This is a genomic window from Neomesorhizobium albiziae, assembly GCF_900114255.1.
GTDB classification, from domain to species: Bacteria; Pseudomonadota; Alphaproteobacteria; order Rhizobiales; family Rhizobiaceae; genus Neomesorhizobium; species Neomesorhizobium albiziae.
Genome location: NZ_FOSL01000008.1, coordinates 56,083 through 72,132 on the forward strand (window position 1 = coordinate 56,083; position 16,050 = coordinate 72,132).

At 62.9% G+C, this 16,050-nt stretch carries 11 protein-coding genes and 1 tRNA gene; 4 read left to right on the forward strand and 8 right to left on the reverse strand.

What is annotated here, in order from left to right:
• Window positions 1-229: 229 nt before the first annotated feature.
• A tRNA-Pro gene (locus F3H98_RS14530) sits at window positions 230-306 on the reverse strand.
• 308 nt (window positions 307-614) lie between these two features.
• Here F3H98_RS14530 and F3H98_RS14535 point away from each other — a divergent pair.
• Window positions 615-2,135: a phosphomannomutase/phosphoglucomutase gene (locus F3H98_RS14535; protein ID WP_149760870.1), complete on the forward strand. Its 1,521-nt coding sequence runs from the start codon at window positions 615-617 to the stop codon at window positions 2,133-2,135.
• A 15-nt stretch (window positions 2,136-2,150) separates the two neighbouring features.
• Window positions 2,151-4,397, forward strand: coding sequence for an AGE family epimerase/isomerase (locus tag F3H98_RS14540; protein WP_149760871.1), 2,247 nt, complete (start codon window positions 2,151-2,153; stop codon window positions 4,395-4,397).
• Window positions 4,398-4,476: 79 nt separating this feature from the next.
• Here the strand turns inward: F3H98_RS14540 and F3H98_RS14545 are convergent, their stop codons facing one another.
• Complete coding sequence (locus F3H98_RS14545) at window positions 4,477-5,382, reverse strand: transporter (RefSeq protein ID WP_149760872.1); 906 nt, start codon at window positions 5,380-5,382, stop codon at window positions 4,477-4,479.
• 89 nt (window positions 5,383-5,471) lie between these two features.
• Window positions 5,472-7,457, reverse strand: a complete 1,986-nt coding sequence (locus tag F3H98_RS14550; protein ID WP_149760873.1) for an alkyl/aryl-sulfatase — start codon at window positions 7,455-7,457, stop codon at window positions 5,472-5,474.
• Between the two features lie 502 nt (window positions 7,458-7,959).
• Here F3H98_RS14550 and F3H98_RS14555 point away from each other — a divergent pair.
• On the forward strand, window positions 7,960-8,736 hold the full coding sequence (locus tag F3H98_RS14555) for a DUF899 domain-containing protein (protein ID WP_149760874.1): 777 nt from the start codon (window positions 7,960-7,962) through the stop codon (window positions 8,734-8,736).
• A gap of 39 nt (window positions 8,737-8,775) precedes the next feature.
• On the forward strand, window positions 8,776-9,522 hold the full coding sequence (locus tag F3H98_RS14560) for a DUF899 family protein (protein WP_149760875.1): 747 nt from the start codon (window positions 8,776-8,778) through the stop codon (window positions 9,520-9,522).
• 28 nt (window positions 9,523-9,550) lie between these two features.
• Here F3H98_RS14560 and betB read toward each other — a convergent pair whose 3' ends face one another.
• The 5 genes from betB to betI form a co-directional block, all read right to left on the reverse strand.
• Window positions 9,551-11,014 carry a betaine-aldehyde dehydrogenase gene (gene betB / locus F3H98_RS14565; RefSeq protein ID WP_149760876.1) on the reverse strand — a complete coding sequence of 488 codons (1,464 nt, stop codon included), beginning with the start codon at window positions 11,012-11,014 and terminating at the stop codon, window positions 9,551-9,553.
• Window positions 11,015-11,046: 32 nt separating this feature from the next.
• The gene (gene betA / locus F3H98_RS14570; RefSeq protein WP_149761037.1) at window positions 11,047-12,699 is read right to left on the reverse strand and encodes a choline dehydrogenase; all 1,653 of its coding nucleotides are present in this window, start codon (window positions 12,697-12,699) and stop codon (window positions 11,047-11,049) included.
• Complete coding sequence (locus F3H98_RS14575; RefSeq protein WP_149761038.1) at window positions 12,692-13,693, reverse strand: threonine/serine dehydratase family protein; 1,002 nt, start codon at window positions 13,691-13,693, stop codon at window positions 12,692-12,694. The genes betA and F3H98_RS14575 overlap by 8 nt, the downstream gene beginning before the upstream one ends.
• Entirely contained in the window at window positions 13,693-15,216 is a 1,524-nt protein-coding gene (betC, locus tag F3H98_RS14580; RefSeq protein WP_149760877.1) for a choline-sulfatase, read from the reverse strand. Before betC ends, F3H98_RS14575 begins: the two co-directional genes overlap by 1 nt.
• A 205-nt stretch (window positions 15,217-15,421) precedes the next feature.
• Entirely contained in the window at window positions 15,422-16,009 is a 588-nt protein-coding gene (gene betI / locus F3H98_RS14590; RefSeq protein WP_149760879.1) for a transcriptional regulator BetI, read from the reverse strand.
• Window positions 16,010-16,050 lie beyond the last annotated feature (41 nt).

The window sequence follows — 16,050 nt, forward strand, 5'->3', positions numbered from 1 at the left end:
GGACGTTTCGCATTCAGCTTCGTCGCAGGCTGGCTTCGCCCGGAAGTCCCACCATTACCCGGAGGGCGCCAGGGGGGCTCAAGGTTGGCTGTTGCAGCTCGATGCCGACGATCTGTGAAGAGTCGGTGGCTGAGGCGGTCGGGTTGGGTGACGGCAGGTCGCTGGTCGGGGATTTCCTCAAGGAAATCTGAGGAGATCGAACTCTCCTGAACCAATCTCGTGATTTTTCTGGTCGGAGTGGCAGGATTTGAACCTGCGACCCCATCGTCCCGAACGATGTGCGCTACCAGGCTGCGCTACACTCCGCGACCAGACGGCGGGCTTATAGCCGCCATGCCTCGTTCCCGCAAGGCACCAAGGGGAAATGATTCAACAAAAAGCTGGAATAGTCGAAGTCGCTGATTTGCTTTTCGATTTTCCCCTGTCGCAAAGCGCGCCGGGATCGTTTAATGCATGTCGCGCAAAAGTGTGCAGCGGTTTTGTGATAACGACATGCATAGGATCAAAGACGTAAGGCGTGGGAAGCGATCTGAAACATCCCAGCGCTTTACGCAGCCATAAATCGTTGTAGCTACAGTTCATTCGGCAATTCCTGCTCTTGGAGACATCCTTCCGTGACGTTGAAGCCCGTCGGCGATGCCAGGCCGAACACCTTTGCCTTCGAGACCACAGCGCTGGTGAAGCCGAGCGGTTTTCGCGAATACGATGCGCGCTGGTGGTTTGGCCATCCCGCCTCGAGCAGGGAGCCCGAGCTCAACCTGATGGGCGTGCAGGCGCTGGGGATGGGGCTCGGCACCTTGATACGCCGGCTGGGCGCCGGGCCGGACATCGTCACCGGTCACGATTTCCGCAGTTATTCGATGGCCATCAAGCTGTCGCTGGTGTCTGGCCTGATGGCCGCCGGCGCCCGGGTGAAGGATATCGGCCTTGCCCTTTCACCGATGGCCTATTTCGCCCAGTTCGCGCTCGACACGCCGTCGGTCGCCATGGTCACCGCCTCTCACAACGAAAACGGCTGGACCGGCGTCAAGATGGGAGCTCAGCGCCCGCTGACCTTCGGCCCAGAGGAGATGGGCGCGCTGAAGGAAATCGTGCTTGCCGGCGATTTCGATCTCGTCGGCGGCGGCTCCTACGAATTCGTGGCGGACTTTCGCAAGACCTATCTCGACGACCTGACGGCGGGCAAAAGGCTGAAGCGCCAGCTGAAGGTGGTCTGCGCCTGCGGCAATGGCACCGCCGGCGCGTTCGCGCCGCAGATGCTTGCAGCGATCGGCTGCGAGGTCGTTCCGCTCGACACCGAACTCGACCACAGTTTCCCCCGCTACAATCCCAATCCGGAAGACATGGAGATGCTGCATGCGATCCGTGACAAGGTGCTGGAGACCGGCGCCGATGTCGGCCTGGGTTTCGACGGCGACGGCGACCGCTGCGGCGTCGTCGACAATGAAGGCAACGAGATTTTCGCCGACAAGGTGGGAGTGATGCTCGCGCGGGATATTTCCGCGCTCCACCCTGGCGCCCGGTTCGTCGTCGATGTGAAGTCGACCGGCCTGTTCAACACCGATGCGGTGCTGAAGGCGAACGGCGCTAAGACCGACTACTGGAAGACCGGCCATTCCTACATCAAGCGGCGCGTCGCCGAACTCGGCGCCATTGCCGGGTTCGAAAAGTCCGGGCACTTCTTCTTCAATCCGCCGATAGGCCGCGGCTATGACGACGGGCTGGTGACGGCGATCGCCGTTTGCGAGATGCTCGACCGCAATCCGCAAAAGTCGATGGCCGACCTTTACCGCGACCTGCCGTTGACCTATGGCACGCCAACGATGTCGCCGCATTGCGGCGACGAGGTGAAGTATGGCGTGGTCGACAGGGTGACGGCGGATTTCCAGGAGATGAAGGCGCATGGCGAGGCCCTTGCCGGCCAGAAGATCGCCGATCTGGTGACCACCAACGGCGTGCGCGTCGTCGCCGAGGATGGCACCTGGGGCCTCGTGCGGGCGTCGTCCAACAAGCCGGAGCTGGTGGTCGTCGTCGAGAGCCCGGTTTCGTCGGAGCGCCGGCGCGAAATGTTCGAGGCGGTCGACGCGGTGCTGCGCAAGAGCCCGGAAGTCGGCGCCTACAACCAGACATTCTGACGGGCAACGGGGCAGATGGCAGAACGGATCGTAAGTTTCGTCATGAGCGGGGGCGTCGGCTCCAGGCTCTGGCCGCTGTCGCGCGAGGACAATCCGAAACAGTTCCACGATCTGTCCGGCGACGGCTCCATGCTGGTGAAGACGCTGCGCCGGCTGAAGGCAAGGCCGGCCGGCGAGACGCCGATCTACCTCATCGCCTCGGAGCGCCATGCCGACCGCGTGCGCACCGACATCGCCTCGCTGGACCTGAATGGCGGCGGCGCCATCTTCGAGCCGGTCGGCCGCAACACTGCCGCCGCGGTGGCGATCGCCACCCTGCAATCCATCGCCGCCCATGGCGACGACGCGCTGGTGCTGGTGGTGCCGTCCGACCACGAGATTTCGACCGATCGCCAGTTCTGGCAGACCATCGAGAAGGGCGCCCCCGCGGCGGCCGAGGGCCGGCTTGTGGTGTTCGGCATCAAGCCGACGCAGCCGGAAACCGGCTTCGGTTACATCGAGGTGGCGGCCGGCGAAAGCGAGGTGCGCACCGTGTCGCGTTTCGTCGAAAAGCCGGATCTTGAGACGGCGAAGTCCTATCTCGCCGCCGGAACCTTCTTCTGGAACACCGGCATCTTCCTGTTTCGCGCCGGCTCGATGCGCCAGGCCTTCGAGAAGTTCCAGCCGGAGATATGGCAGACCGCGGCTGAAGCCTTCGGCAAGGCGGTCGGCGATGTGTCCGGCCTCTACATGTCGCTCGACCTCTATTCCGCTATTCCCTCGATTTCCGTCGACTACGCGATCGCCGAGCGCGTCGCCGACATCGCCATGGTGCCGGCGGGCTTCCGCTGGAACGATCTCGGCTCCTGGCAGTCGCTGCTCGACGTCAGCCCGTCCGACAAGGACGGCAATGTCGTGGTCGGCGATGTCGTCGCCATCGATTGCGAGAATTCCTACCTGCGCAGCGAAGGGCGGCTTCTGTCGGCGATAGGCTTGAAGGATGTCGCCATCGTCTCGACCCCGGACGCTACCTTCGTCGCGCCGGTCAGCCACAGCCAGAACGTCAAGAAGATCGTCGAGCAGCTGGAAAAGAGCGGCCGGCTGGAGACCAAATTCACCCCCGCGCACGACCGCGTCATCGTCAGCGGCGGCTGGCGCAAGCGCGTCGGCCACTGGCTGTTCGACGAAACGCTGCCGCTGTGGTCGACCGCCGGCGTCGACGAGGTGCATGGCGGCTTTCACGAGGCGCTGGGCTTTGACGGCCGCGCGCTGAAAAAACCGAAGCGCATGCGCACCATGGCGCGCCAGATCTATGCCTTCGCCGTCGCCAAGGAACGCGGCTGGCAGGGCCAGGCCGATCGGCTGATCCACCACGGCATCGGCTTCATCGCCAACAAGGGCCGCACCGATCGCGGCGGCTTTGTGCGCACGCTGAATGTCGATGGCTCTGTCGCCGATCCGGTGGAAGACGCCTACGACCATTCATGCGTGCTTCTGGCGCTGGCGCACGCCTATCGCGTCGGTCACAGGGATGCGCTGTGGCTGGCCGAGGAAACCTTCCACTTTCTCGACACGCACCTCGAGGATGCGCGCCTGACAGGCTTCCTGGAGACACCTGACGGGGAGGGGATGCGACGCTCCAACCCGCACATGCATCTTCTGGAAGCGTTTTTGGCCTGGCACACGGTCACCGGCGACCGCGCCTATCTCAGGCGCGCCGCCCGCATCATCGATCTGTTCCGCAGCCATTTCTTCGACCCCGAAAGCTGGACGCTGGGCGAATTCTTCGACCGCGACTGGAAGCCGGCGGCGGGCGTCGAGGGCGACTGGACCGAGCCCGGCCATCACTTCGAATGGGCGTCGCTGCTTGTCGATTTCGCGGCCAAGAGCGGCCAGAAGGACCTCATCGTCTTTGCCCGCAAGCTTTATGCCTCGGCCATCGCCAACGGGCTCAACCGCGCCACCGGCCTTGCCTATGCCGCCGTGTCGCGCCAGGGCCTGCCGCTGGAAGGCGTCTCGCGCAGCTGGCCGCAGTCGGAATCAATCAAGGCGGCCATCGCGCTCGACGGCACCGGCGGTCCCGACCTGAAACCGGAAATCGAGGCGCGTGTCGGCCGCCTGTTCCGCTGGCACATCGACCCGGCACCGCAGGGCCTGTGGATCGACCAGATCGACGAACGCGGCCGTTCGCTGGCGACCGAAGTCCCCGCCTCGATCTTTTATCACCTTGTCTCGGCGCTGACGCAGTATCTGGACGGCACCGAAGACGATCCGAAAAGCTGATTGCCTTCCCGAGGTTAGCCGAGACGCGGCATTGCGTCTCGACGCTCGAAGGACAATCGGCTGACGGCGATTGATCTGGCTACCAGGCGCGATTGTAGTTGATCGAGAATGTTTGCGCGCTCGGGGTCGAGTCTCGCTTTGCCACCGTACTGTTGAAGGCGACGGTGACGGCGTCGACAGGTGTGAAGTTGAAGCTGCCGCTGACGCCGAGCTTTAGCGTGCTCTGCAGATTGTCTTGCTCGACGCCGTCGACGCTGGTTTCCCCGCCGTAGGAATAGAAGGCGTCCGCGGAGAGCCAGAATGCCTTGGTCAGGTTCTGGCTGTAATGCGCTTCGATGGAGAACAGGGCATCCTGTTCGAGTACGCTGCTGCCGTGATATTCGTCGTTGTCGGTGAATATCTGAACATTGGCGTTGACCGCGAGCAGTGCGCCCCGGTCATAGGGCTGGCCCCAGGAAAGCTGCGGTTTGAACACCCAGCGGTTCTTGCCCACGTTGAGCATTTTGTCGGCGTCGTATTTCCCGGTTGGCGCGGTAACCGCCAGGGACGCCGTCAGGTATTGTTCCGGCTTCCACTTCGCAAACTGTTCCTTCGAGAGCGCCGGCGCGCCGTAAATGTTCGCAACAAAGATGCCCATGATGTCGCCGATGCCGTCGGTCGACGTCTCCAGGGACGTGCCGTCGAGACGCGCATCGATGAACCCGTATGGCGCGATCAGCTGAATGCCGCCGACCCTGCCGCCGAGATCGAACGATCGCGCATAGCGAACGATGGGGACACTTGCATCGACCGAGGCGCCATCGATGGGCAGGTTTGAATCGATCGAGGCTTCCGCGTTCGAGTAGGTGTAGTAGACGTACAGAAAATTCATGTCGACGGGCACGCTGATCCAGTCGCGTGCGCCATCCGCCAGTGTGCCTGTCGGTACCAGCGCAAGGGTCGCGGCGCCAAGTCCGGCAAGTTTTCTTTTCAATCCAACAGTCATGAAGAGCCCTCTCCAGGCATTCAATTTTCAACGATGCGGTGAAGCCCGGCGGCCGCGATCGCGCTGGCCGCCGGTTCGATTTCGCGCGTTTACGGCGTGACGATGTTGAACATCACGTCGAACGTGTCCAACATGCCAAAAAGCTCTTTGAATTTGGCTGCGTCGCCGGTGAGCTTGATGTTGCCGCTCTCGATCTCTTTTTCGAAAGTGCTCTTGCCGAGCGTCACATCGTCAAGCGCGGTGCGCGTGAGCTCGAGGCCAACGGCCGCATCCGGAATCTGGACACCTTTCCGGTAAGTCAGCGCACCGTTGCGCAAGGTCATGGCGTATTGCTGCTTGGTGTCCGTGAAGTTCCAGTTGAAGGCCGTTTCCGGCAGGTTGGCGGCCTTTTCGCCGTTCAAGCGGATGCCCATGTAGTCGAAATACATGTCGAGCGTCATCGCCTTGATGGTGTCCGGCGATGCGGTCGAGAACGCTCCCTCGGGGACGCCGTTGCGCAATTCGAACGCGCCCATCAGCATCACGCTTCGCCAGGTGCCGTTTTCGGTTTGGTATCCGATCTGCTCCAGCGCGTCGGCCAGCAGTTCCTTGGCGTCCTTGTTGTCCGGATCGGCGAAGACCACGTGGTTCATGACCTGGGCAACCCAGCGGAACTCGCCCTTTTTGAAGGACTCGCGGGCCATCTCGACAGCCTTGTCGGCGCCACCCATGAACTCGACATACTTCTTTCCCGCAGCGACGGGCTGGAGCGGATCGAGATTGGCGGGATTGCCGTCGTAGAATCCGAGATAGCGCTGGTAGACGGCGCGAACATTGTGGCTCATCGAACCGTAATAGTCGCGATTGTACCACTTCGTTGCGAGGTGGGGCGGCAGCGTCTTGAGTTCCTCGGCGATCTCCATCGGCGTCAGCCCGATGTTCAGGAGCCGCAGCGTCTGGTCGTTGATGTATTTGTACATGTCGCGCTGGTCGGCCAGGAAAGGCTTGATCTTGTCGGCGCCCCAGGTCGGCCAGTGATGCTGCGCGAACACGACGTCAACCTTGTCGGCGTAGAGCCCTATCGTGTCGTCGAGATATTTCGACCAGATCAGCGGATCGCGAACCACAGCGCCGCGAAGCGTCAGGATGTTGTGCAGCGTGTGGGTAGCGTTTTCCGCCGCTCCGAGAGCCTTCAGGTCGGGAAAGAACATGTTCATCTCGGACGGGGCTTCCGTGCCGGGCGTAAGCTGGAATTCGACTTCGATGCCGTCGATCGTTGCCTTTTCCGTCGCTTCGCCCTTTGCCCCTATGATGTCGGTAGGCGCAATCAGGGTTACCTCGCCGCTCGACGTGGTCTTGCCCAAGCCGGTGCCCACCTGGCCACGCGCATCCTTGGGCAGCAGCGCGCCATACATGTATTGAGCGCGGCGGCTCATCGCGTTGCCGGCATAAACGTTTTCGACAACCGCGTGTTCGAGGAAGCCGGACGGTGCATAGACCTTCACCTTGCCAGCCTTCACGTCGTCTTCGGAGATGACGCCCTTGACGCCGCCATAGTGATCGACGTGGCTGTGCGAATAGATCACCGCCACGACCGGCTTCTGGTTGACCTTCTCATGATAGAGCTTCAGTCCGGCCGCCGCCGTTGCCGTTGAAATCAGCGGATCGATGATGATCAGGCCGGTTTCGCCTTCGATGATGGTCATATTCGACAGGTCGAAGCCGCGCACCTGGTGTATGCCCTTGGTGACCTCGAACAGGCCGGAGTAGTTGTTGAGCCGTTCCTGCCGCCAAAGGCTCGGATTGACGGTGTCGGGCGCAGTCTCGGAGTTCATGAAGGTCTCGTACGTCTTCATGTCCCAGATGAGCTTGCCGTCTGCGTCCTTGATCACGCCATCAGGCAATGGCGCAATCAACCCACGGCTGGCGCTGTCGAAATCAGCCTTGTCGGAAAACGGCAGCTCGGTGAGGAACCGTGAGTGTACATCCCTCGTCGCCTGTTCCGCGTCTTTCGGCTTGGTTGCCTCCTGGGCCAGAACTGCTCCGCAGTTCAGGCCTACGACAGCCGTGCTCACCCACAAAATTTTCCGGATCATTGCATTTCCTCATGCTGAGAATGATCCGCCCTAAAGTTGCACCGCAATGATCCCGCGCCGATGATGCCCGTGGGGTTTGGGTCAGTCAATTGAGAACAGTTCGGCCAGCAAGTGTCCGATATATTAAGTAAATTCTTAATTAAGAGAGTTCTAATATGAATAAAAGAGGTCGGAATATTGCGGTCGCTGCAAACACTCGCGCAGGTGGAGAAATCCGCCCAACGCTAACTGGTGCAAGACGCAGAGCGACTTCCACCCCAATCCCGCCAGACTTGTTACTCCCGCCCTGTCGACTTCCGATGCGAGAACGCTCTCACGCCCGTCGGCGAAACGTATTCGCGCTTTCGCCGTTAGAGCATGATCCCGGAAAGTGGAAACCGGTTTTCGGAGAAGATCATGCTCCAACAAAAAGTATGATCCCGGAAAGTGGAAACCGGTTTTCGGAAGAGATCATGCTCCAGGGGTAGCTACGGAGTTCATCCAGATCAGGAGGTTCAAGGTCATGAGCACATCAGCCCGGAATGGAAAGAACGGCGAACTTGCCGGCATGCAAACGCCACCTGTCGTGTCGCCGCAGGCGTGGGAAGCCGCCCGCGAGAAGCTGCTGGTGAAGGAAAAGGCCCAGCTCAGGGCCCATGACGCTCTGGCCGCCGAGCGCCGGCGCATGCCGTGGATGGCGGTGGAGAAGGAGTACAAGTTCGAAGCACCCGACGGCACGGTGAGCCTGCTCGACCTGTTCGAGGGCCGGCGCCAGCTGATCGTCTACCGCGCCTTCTTCGAGCCGGGCGTTTATGGCTGGCCGGAGCAAGCCTGCCGGGGCTGTTCCATGGTGGCCGACCAGGTTTCCCATCTTGCCCACGTCAATGCCCGCGACACCACGCTCGTCTTTGCCTCGCGTGCGCCGCAGGCCGACATCGCGCGGCTGAAGGCGAGGATGGGCTGGGAAATGCCTTGGGTCACCATCACCGACAGCTTCGACAAGGATTTCGGCGTCGACGAATGGCACGGCCACAACGTGTTCATCCACGACGGCGATCGGATTTTCCGCACCTATCTCATCAACAGCCGCGGCGACGAGGCGATCGGGACGGTCTGGAGCTATCTCGACATGACGCCGCTCGGCCGCCAGGAAGTCTGGGAAAACTCGCCCGCGGGCTATCCCCAGACGCCGACCTACAAATGGTGGAACTGGCACGACAGCTACACCGCGGATGCGGAGCCCGACAAGAAATGGGTCGAGGTATCGGATGCCGGGGAGGCGGCATTCCGCGACCAGTAGGTGAAAGCCTAGTCGTAAGTCCGGCTACGGAGATTGACGATGAAAAACCGTATGGGAAATGACCTTGGAGCGCCCAAGGTTGTCGATCGGACCACGTTCCAGGCGCAGCTGGATGCGTTGCGCGTCCGAGAGAAAGCCCACGCAAAGGAAGGCAACGCCATCGCCGCCGCCCGGCGGCGGCTGCCCATGGTCGAGGTGGATGGCGCGACGCCGCTCATCGGCGCAAACGGGCCGGTGACATTGCTCGACACGTTTGAGGGTCGCCGGATGCTCATCGCCTATTATTTCATGTGGTACCCCGGCAAACCTGCGCCGGACCAGTGCGAGGGATGCACGCTGTATACTTCCCAGGTCCGAGAGTTGTCCTTCATTCATTCCCGTGACGTCACCTATGCCACCTTTTGCCAGGGCCTGTACGAGGAGAGCGCACGCTATCGCGACTTCATGGGCTGGAAAATGCCCTGGTACTCGGCCGAGAAGTCGCTCGACACCCTGTTAGTCGGGCGTCGGGTCGGTATGATGCATCTCGTCTGTTACCTACGGCAGGGGTCAAAAGTCTTCGAGACATATTGGACGACCGGGCGCGGCGTCGAGGTGATGGGCAACAGCTACGCATTGCTCGATCTGACGGTCTACGGGCGGCAGGAGGCGTTCGAGGACTCGCCGGACGGCTGGAAAAAATTGTCGGAAGACGAGCAAGGCTATCGCATCGACGGCCGTCCCATAGTCCAGTGGCCTCGCGTCAACGCCGGATATTCGGACGACCTGAGAATCAATAAAAGCTGAGGGCCGGCTAACCGGCTCGCCGCTTTGCTCAGTACGGGCTCTGCACATCCCCCGTCTCGACATAGACGGATTTCAGCTGCGAGTAATGCCCCAATGCGGCCAGCGCGTTTTCCCGGCCGATGCCGGATTGCTTGTAGCCGCCGAACGGCACTTCCACGGGCGTCAGGTTGTAGGCATTGATCCAGCAGGTGCCGGCCTGCAGCTCGCCGATCACCCGGTGCGCGCGCGGCAGGTCGCGGGTGAACACGCCCGCCGCCAGCCCGAACTCCGTGTCGTTGGCGCGGGCAATGACCTCGTCCTCGTCGGCGAAGGAGAGCACGCTCATCACCGGCCCGAAGATTTCTTCCCGCGCGATGCGCATGTCATCCTTCACGCCGGTGAAGATCGTTGGCTCGACGAAGAAGCCGCCCTCGAAACCCTGCAGTGCCGGAACCTTGCCGCCATAGTGCAGCACGGCGCCGTCGTCCTTGCCTGCCTGGATGTAACCGGTCACCTTTTCATGCTGCGCCTTGTTGATCAGCGGCCCCATCTGTGTGTCGGGGTCGAGCGGATCGCCGATGCGGATCGCCTTGGTGCGTTCGGTCAGCCGGTCGAGGAAGCGGTCGAAAATTCCGTCGTGCACGAAAACCCGGGTGCCGTTGGAACAGACCTGGCCGGTCGAGTAGAAATTGCCGAGCATGGCGCCGCCGACGGCGTTTTCCACATCGGCGTCGTCGAAGACGATCAGCGGCGACTTGCCGCCAAGCTCCATAGTGGCGTGCTTCATCTGCGCGCCGGCAAGCGACAGGACCCGCTTTCCAGTGCCGATCGAGCCGGTCAGCGAGACTTTTGCCACGCCCGGATGCGAGACCAGCGCGCCGCCGACATCGCCATAGCCCTGCACGACGTTGAACAGCCCGTCGGGCAGGCCGGCTTCGGAATAGATCTCGGCCAGCGCAAGTGCGGAAAGCGGTGTGTTTTCGGATGGCTTGAACACCATCGCATTGCCCATCGCCAGCGCCGGCGCCGATTTCCAGCCGGCCACCTGGATCGGATAGTTCCAGGCGCCGATGCCGACGCAGACGCCCAGCGCCTCGCGCTTGGTGTAGGCGAACGGCCCGCCGAGGTCGACGTAGTCGCCATTGTAGCCGGCGATCGCCCCGGCGAAGAATTCGATGGCGTCGGCAGCGGAAGCAGCGTCGGCCACCAGTGTCTCCTGGATCGCCTTGCCGGTGTCGAGCGTCTCGAGCCTCGCCAGTTGCGCGTTGCGTTCACGCAGCAGGTCGGCTGCCTTGCGCAGGATGCGGCCGCGCTCCACCGGCTTCAGCCGCGCCCAGGCCGGCTGCGCCTCGCGCGCCGCTTCCACCGCCAGCTCGACGATGTTGGGGGTGGCCGAATGCAGCTTAGCGATCGTCTCGCCAGTCGCCGGGTAGATCACCGGAAGGGCGGCGCCCTGTTCGTCCTCGACGAAGCGGCCGTTGATGTAGTGCGATGCGGTCGGCTGCACTTTCATGATGTTCTCCAAGTCGCTTATCGGATCATGCTCTATCGGTCGCTCACCCGCCAGCGCGGATTGATCCATGGTTCCTGGTTGGAAGGCGCGAGCGGCTGTTTGCCGAGGATATGGTCGGCGGCCTTTTCGCCGGTCATGATCGACGGGCCATTGAGATTGCCGTTGGTCACCCGCGGGAAGATCGACGAGTCCGCAACCCGCAGGCCTTCGACGCCGATCACCCGGCATTCCGGATCGACCACGCTGCGCGGATCGTCGGCACGCCCCATCCGGCAGGTTCCGCACGGGTGGAAGGCGCTTTCGGCGTGCTCGCGGATGAAGGCGTCCAACTCGTCGTCGCTCTGCACGCGGATGCCTGGCGAAATCTCGCTGCCGCGATAGGCATCGAACGCTTTCTGACCGAAGATTTCGCGCGTCAGCCTTATGCAGTGGCGAAAATCCGCCCAGTCGTCCTCGTGCGACATGTAGTTGAAGCGGATCGCCGGCTTCTCCCATGGATCGGATGATTTCAGCGTCACCGCGCCGCGCGACTTCGACCGCATCGGTCCGACATGCGCCTGGAAGCCGTGCGACCTGGCCGCCGCCTTGCCGTCGTAGCGGATCGCCGCCGGCAGGAAATGATACTGGATGTCGGGATAGTCGACGCCCGGCTTGGAGCGTACGAAGGCGGCGCTCTCGAAATGGTTGGTGGCGCCGAGCCCGCTCTTGAAGAACAGCCACTCGGCTCCGATCATCGCCTTGGAGAAGAGGTTCAGCTTGGAATGGAGCGTGATCGGCAGGATGGATTCCTGCTGGATGTAAAGCTCCATGTGGTCCTGCAGGTTCTGCCCGACGCCCGGCCGGTCCGACACCACCTCGATGCCGTGCTCCTTGAGATGCGCCGCCTTCCCGATGCCCGACAGCATCAGAAGCTTCGGCGAGTTGATCGACGACGCCGCCACGATCACCTCACGCCGTGCTTTAACGACTTGAATCTGTTTGCGAGCTTCGACCTCGACGCCGATGGCGCGTTGATTCTCGATCACCACGCGCCGCGCGAAACCGTTGACGAGACTCACATTTTTGCGTTTGAGCGCTGGCCTCAGATAGGCATTCGCCACCGACCAGCGGCGGCCGTGATGGATGGTCTGCTCCATCACGCCGAAGCCTTCCTGCTTCGAGCCGTTGTAGTCCGGCGTCGTCTCGAAACCCGCCTGGCGCCCCGCCTCGACGAAAGCCTTGTAGAGCGGATTGCGCTGCTTGCCCGGCCGCACATGCAGCGGCCCGCTGGCGCCGCGCCAGCCGTCCTCACCGCCATGCGCGGTTTCCATGCGCTTGAAATAGGGAAGCACGTCGGCATAGGCCCAGCCGCTCGCACCTTCCTCGGCCCAGTGGTCGAAGTCGCGGGCGTGGCCGCGCACATAGACCATGCCGTTGATCGAGGACGAGCCGCCGAGCACTTTTCCGCGTGGTGTCACCAGCACGCGACCGTCGAGGTGCGGCTCCGGCTCGCTGGTAAAACCCCAGTCGTAGCGGCTCATGTTCATCGGGAAGGAAAGGGCGGCCGGCATCTGGATGAACGGCCCGAAATCGGTGCCGCCATATTCGATGACGATCACCGAATGGCGGCCGTCCTCGGAGAGCCGCGACGCGAGCGCCGAACCGGCCGAACCGGAACCGACAATGACAAAATCGGCTTCAAGCATCGGCGACATGTTTCATGAAATCCGGGAGTGAGACGTTGCCACCGGTGGCGACCACGAGCACGGTCTTGCCGGAAACGTCGACCTTGCCGTCGAGCAGGGCGGCAAGCGAAGCCGCGCCCGAAGGCTCGAGCACCAGCTTCATGCGTTCGAAGGCGATCTTCATGGCGCGGCGCACCGCCGCGTCGGCGACGGTCAGCCCGCGCACGCCGGCGGTTGCCACGGCGGCGAAAGGCGCCTTGCCCGGCGCACGCGCCATCAGCCCGTCGCAGATCGAGCCCGGCGCCAGCGGCATCGTTTCAATCGCGCCGCGCGCCAGCGAACTGCCCATGCCGTTGAAGCCTTCCGGCTCGACGCCGATGATCTCGGTCTGCGGCGACAGGTAGCGGAAGGCCAGCGACACGCCGCCGATCAGTCCGCCGCCGCCGACCGGGCACAATAGTAGGTCAGCCTTGGCGTCGCGCGCGGCCAGTTGGTCGAGCGCTTCAAGCCCCGCGCCCGCCTGGCCGGCGACGATTTCGGGATCGTCGAAGGGATGCAGCAGCGCCAGGCCTTCCTCGGCCGCGATCTGGCGGGCGCGCTCCGACGCGACCTCCTCGCGGGCGCGCTCGCCATGATCGGTCAGCACCACGCGCGCGCCATAACCTGCCGTGGCGTCGCGCTTGGCCGCCGGTGCGTCGACCGGCATGACGATGGTGACGGGAATGCCCAGCGCCTCGCCGGCCGCCGCCAGCCCTTGCGCGAAATTGCCGGAGGAGTAGGCGACCACGCCGCGCCGCGCTTCATCCTTGGAAAGCTGCTTCAGCCGCCAGTAGGCACCGCGGATCTTGAACGAGCCCGCCCATTGCAGCGACTCCGGCTTGACGAAGACGCGTGCGGCGCCACTGGCCTTGGCGAGTGCGGAAGATTCCAGCAGCGGCGTCATCTGCGTCGCCTTCGACGTCACCGCATAAGCGCGCTTCAGATGCGCCAGGTCGGGAACCAGCATGTCCGTCATCATTCGCCTCTCGGAAACCGTTTGCTCTCTTCGAGCGTGTCGAGGTTCATGTGGTTGCGCATGTAGCGCTCCGAAGCCTTCTGCAGCGGCTGGAATTCCCACGGGTAGTAGGCGCCGTTGCGCAGCGCCGGATAGACCACCCAGCGGCGGGCCTGGCTCTCGCGCACTGCGGCGTCGAACTTTTCCATGTCCCAGCGGGCGCGCACTTTCGCCGTGAATTCCGCCACCAGCCCGGCATAAGCTGGGTCTTCCGCAAGGTTCACGCGCTCGCCGGGATCCGATTCAAGATCAAAGAGTTGCGGCGGGTCGATCTCGCAATGCACGAACTTGTGACGGCCCTCGCGGATCGCCACCATCGGCGCGTAGGAACCCTCCGCGGCATATTCCATCAGCACCGGTGCGGTGCGCTGAGCGCCCGCGATCAGCGGCAGCAGCGATTGCCCGTCGGTCCACGGCGCGATCCCGCCAAGTTCGATGCCGGCTGCCGCGCAAAGCGTCGGCAGTATGTCGAGATTGGAGACCGGCGTTTTGATCGCACCCGCCGCGATGCCGGGCCCGGCGATCATCAGCGGCACCCGCGCCGCGCCTTCGTAGAAGCACATCTTGAACCACAGGCCGCGCTCGCCCAGCATGTCGCCATGGTCGGAGCAGAACAGCACGAGCGTGTCGTCCAGCATGCGGGTGCGTTCCAGCACGTCGATGATACCGCCCACCTTGTCGTCGAGATATGAGATGTTGGCGAAATAGCCGCGCCGCGACCGCCGCACCTGTTCGGGCGTGATGTCGAAGCTCGCGTAGTCGCTTGCCAAGTAGAGCCGCTGCGAATGCGGGTCCTGCTTCGCATAGGGGATGAACCCGGTCTCCGGTTCGAGCGCTGCGCAATCTTCGTAAAGGTTCCAGTATTTGCGGCGCGCCACATAGGGGTCGTGCGGATGCGTGAAGGAGACCGTCAGGCACCAGGGGCGGCGGTCCCCGCTGTCGCTCTCGCGCGCCAGCTGGTAGAGCTTCTGTTCGGCGAAAAACGCCACTTCGTCGTCATATTCCATCTGGTTGGTCGTCTCGGCGACGCCGGCGCCGGCGACCGAGCCCAGATTGTGATACCACCAGTCGATGCGTTCGCCGGGCTTGCGGTAGTCCGGCGTCCACCCGAAATCGGCGGGATAGATGTCCGTTGTCAGCCGCTCCTCGAAGCCGTGCATCTGGTCTGGCCCGACGAAATGCATTTTCCCCGAAAGGCAGGTGTAGTAGCCGGCGGCGCGCAGGTGGTGCGCATAGGTCGGAATATCCGAGGCAAACTCGGCCGCGTTGTCGTAGACGCGGGTCCGCGACGGCAGCTGGCCGCTGGTGAAGGAGGCGCGGCCCGGCGCGCACAGCGGCGATGCGGTGTAGTTGTTCTGGAACCGCGCCGAGCGTTTCGCCAGCGCCTTCAGGTGTGGTGCGTGCAGAAAATCCGCTGGCCCGTCCGGAAACAGCGTTCCGTTCAGCTGGTCGACCATGACGATGAGAATATTGGGGCTCTTCATGCTGAAACCCCATAGGCCAGCGCTCTACGTCGCCCCCCTCTGTCCTGCCGGACATCTCCCCCACAAGGGGGGAGATCGGCTGTCATTTCGGATTTCGCCAATCGCGGATGATGCCGAAAATGCGGCTCGGCAGAAGCTGCCAATCTCCCCCCTTGTGGGGGAGATGTCCGGCAGGACAGAGGGGGGCGCGAGAGAGCACCAACCATCATTTTCTTGCAGTCCTTAACTTTGTCGCGAGATAGTCTTCGATGATGGCGGCAGCACTTCCGGCATTGGGATTGCCGTCCTTCAGCGCGCGGCGGATATAGAAGCCGTCGATCAGCGCCGCGATGCCTTCCGCGGTCCGCTCGGCATCGCCGCGTGGCATCAGGTCGGTCAGCCCGCTCATCAGGTTGGAATGCAGGCGCCGCGCATAGATACGCAGGAGCCGGCGCAATTCCGGGGCCTTCTGTGCCTCGACATAAAAGGCAAGCCAGGCGGCGATCGTTTCCGGCTGGAACTGCTTTTCCGAAAAATTGACTGCGATGATTGCCGAAACGCGCGCCTGGCCCGAGCCCGCGGCATGCAGGGCGGCGCGGGTGTCGCCGCCGAGTTCCGCCAGCAGGTGGCGCATCGTTGCCTGCAGCAGCTCGTCCTTGGCGCCGAAATAATGGTGCGCCAGAGCCGAGGAAACGCCGGCGCGGCCGGCAATTTCCGACATGGTCACGTCGAGCGAACCCCGTGCGCCGATCGCAGAGATCGTCGCGTCGATCAGCGCCTTGCGGCGCAGCGGTTCCATTCCGATCTTGGGCATTTTGCTCCTCGCCGGCGGGACGTTATTTTTTATTGATCCGT

Excerpts from the sequence above, each read along its gene's own strand:
- F3H98_RS14540 (WP_149760871.1), top strand. The coding sequence starts at position 2,151 with ATGGCAGAACGGATCGTAAGTTTCGTCATGAGCGGGGGCGTCGGCTCC.
- betB (WP_149760876.1), bottom strand. The coding sequence starts at position 11,014 with ATGAAAGTGCAGCCGACCGCATCGCACTACATCAACGGCCGCTTCGTC.
- F3H98_RS14560 (WP_149760875.1), top strand. The coding sequence starts at position 8,776 with ATGAAAAACCGTATGGGAAATGACCTTGGAGCGCCCAAGGTTGTCGAT.
- F3H98_RS14555 (WP_149760874.1), top strand. The coding sequence starts at position 7,960 with ATGAGCACATCAGCCCGGAATGGAAAGAACGGCGAACTTGCCGGCATG.
- betI (WP_149760879.1), bottom strand. The coding sequence starts at position 16,009 with ATGCCCAAGATCGGAATGGAACCGCTGCGCCGCAAGGCGCTGATCGAC.
- F3H98_RS14575 (WP_149761038.1), bottom strand. The coding sequence starts at position 13,693 with ATGACGGACATGCTGGTTCCCGACCTGGCGCATCTGAAGCGCGCTTAT.
- F3H98_RS14545 (WP_149760872.1), bottom strand. The coding sequence starts at position 5,382 with ATGACTGTTGGATTGAAAAGAAAACTTGCCGGACTTGGCGCCGCGACC.
- F3H98_RS14550 (WP_149760873.1), bottom strand. The coding sequence starts at position 7,457 with ATGATCCGGAAAATTTTGTGGGTGAGCACGGCTGTCGTAGGCCTGAAC.
- betC (WP_149760877.1), bottom strand. The coding sequence starts at position 15,216 with ATGAAGAGCCCCAATATTCTCATCGTCATGGTCGACCAGCTGAACGGA.
- betA (WP_149761037.1), bottom strand. The coding sequence starts at position 12,699 with ATGCTTGAAGCCGATTTTGTCATTGTCGGTTCCGGTTCGGCCGGTTCG.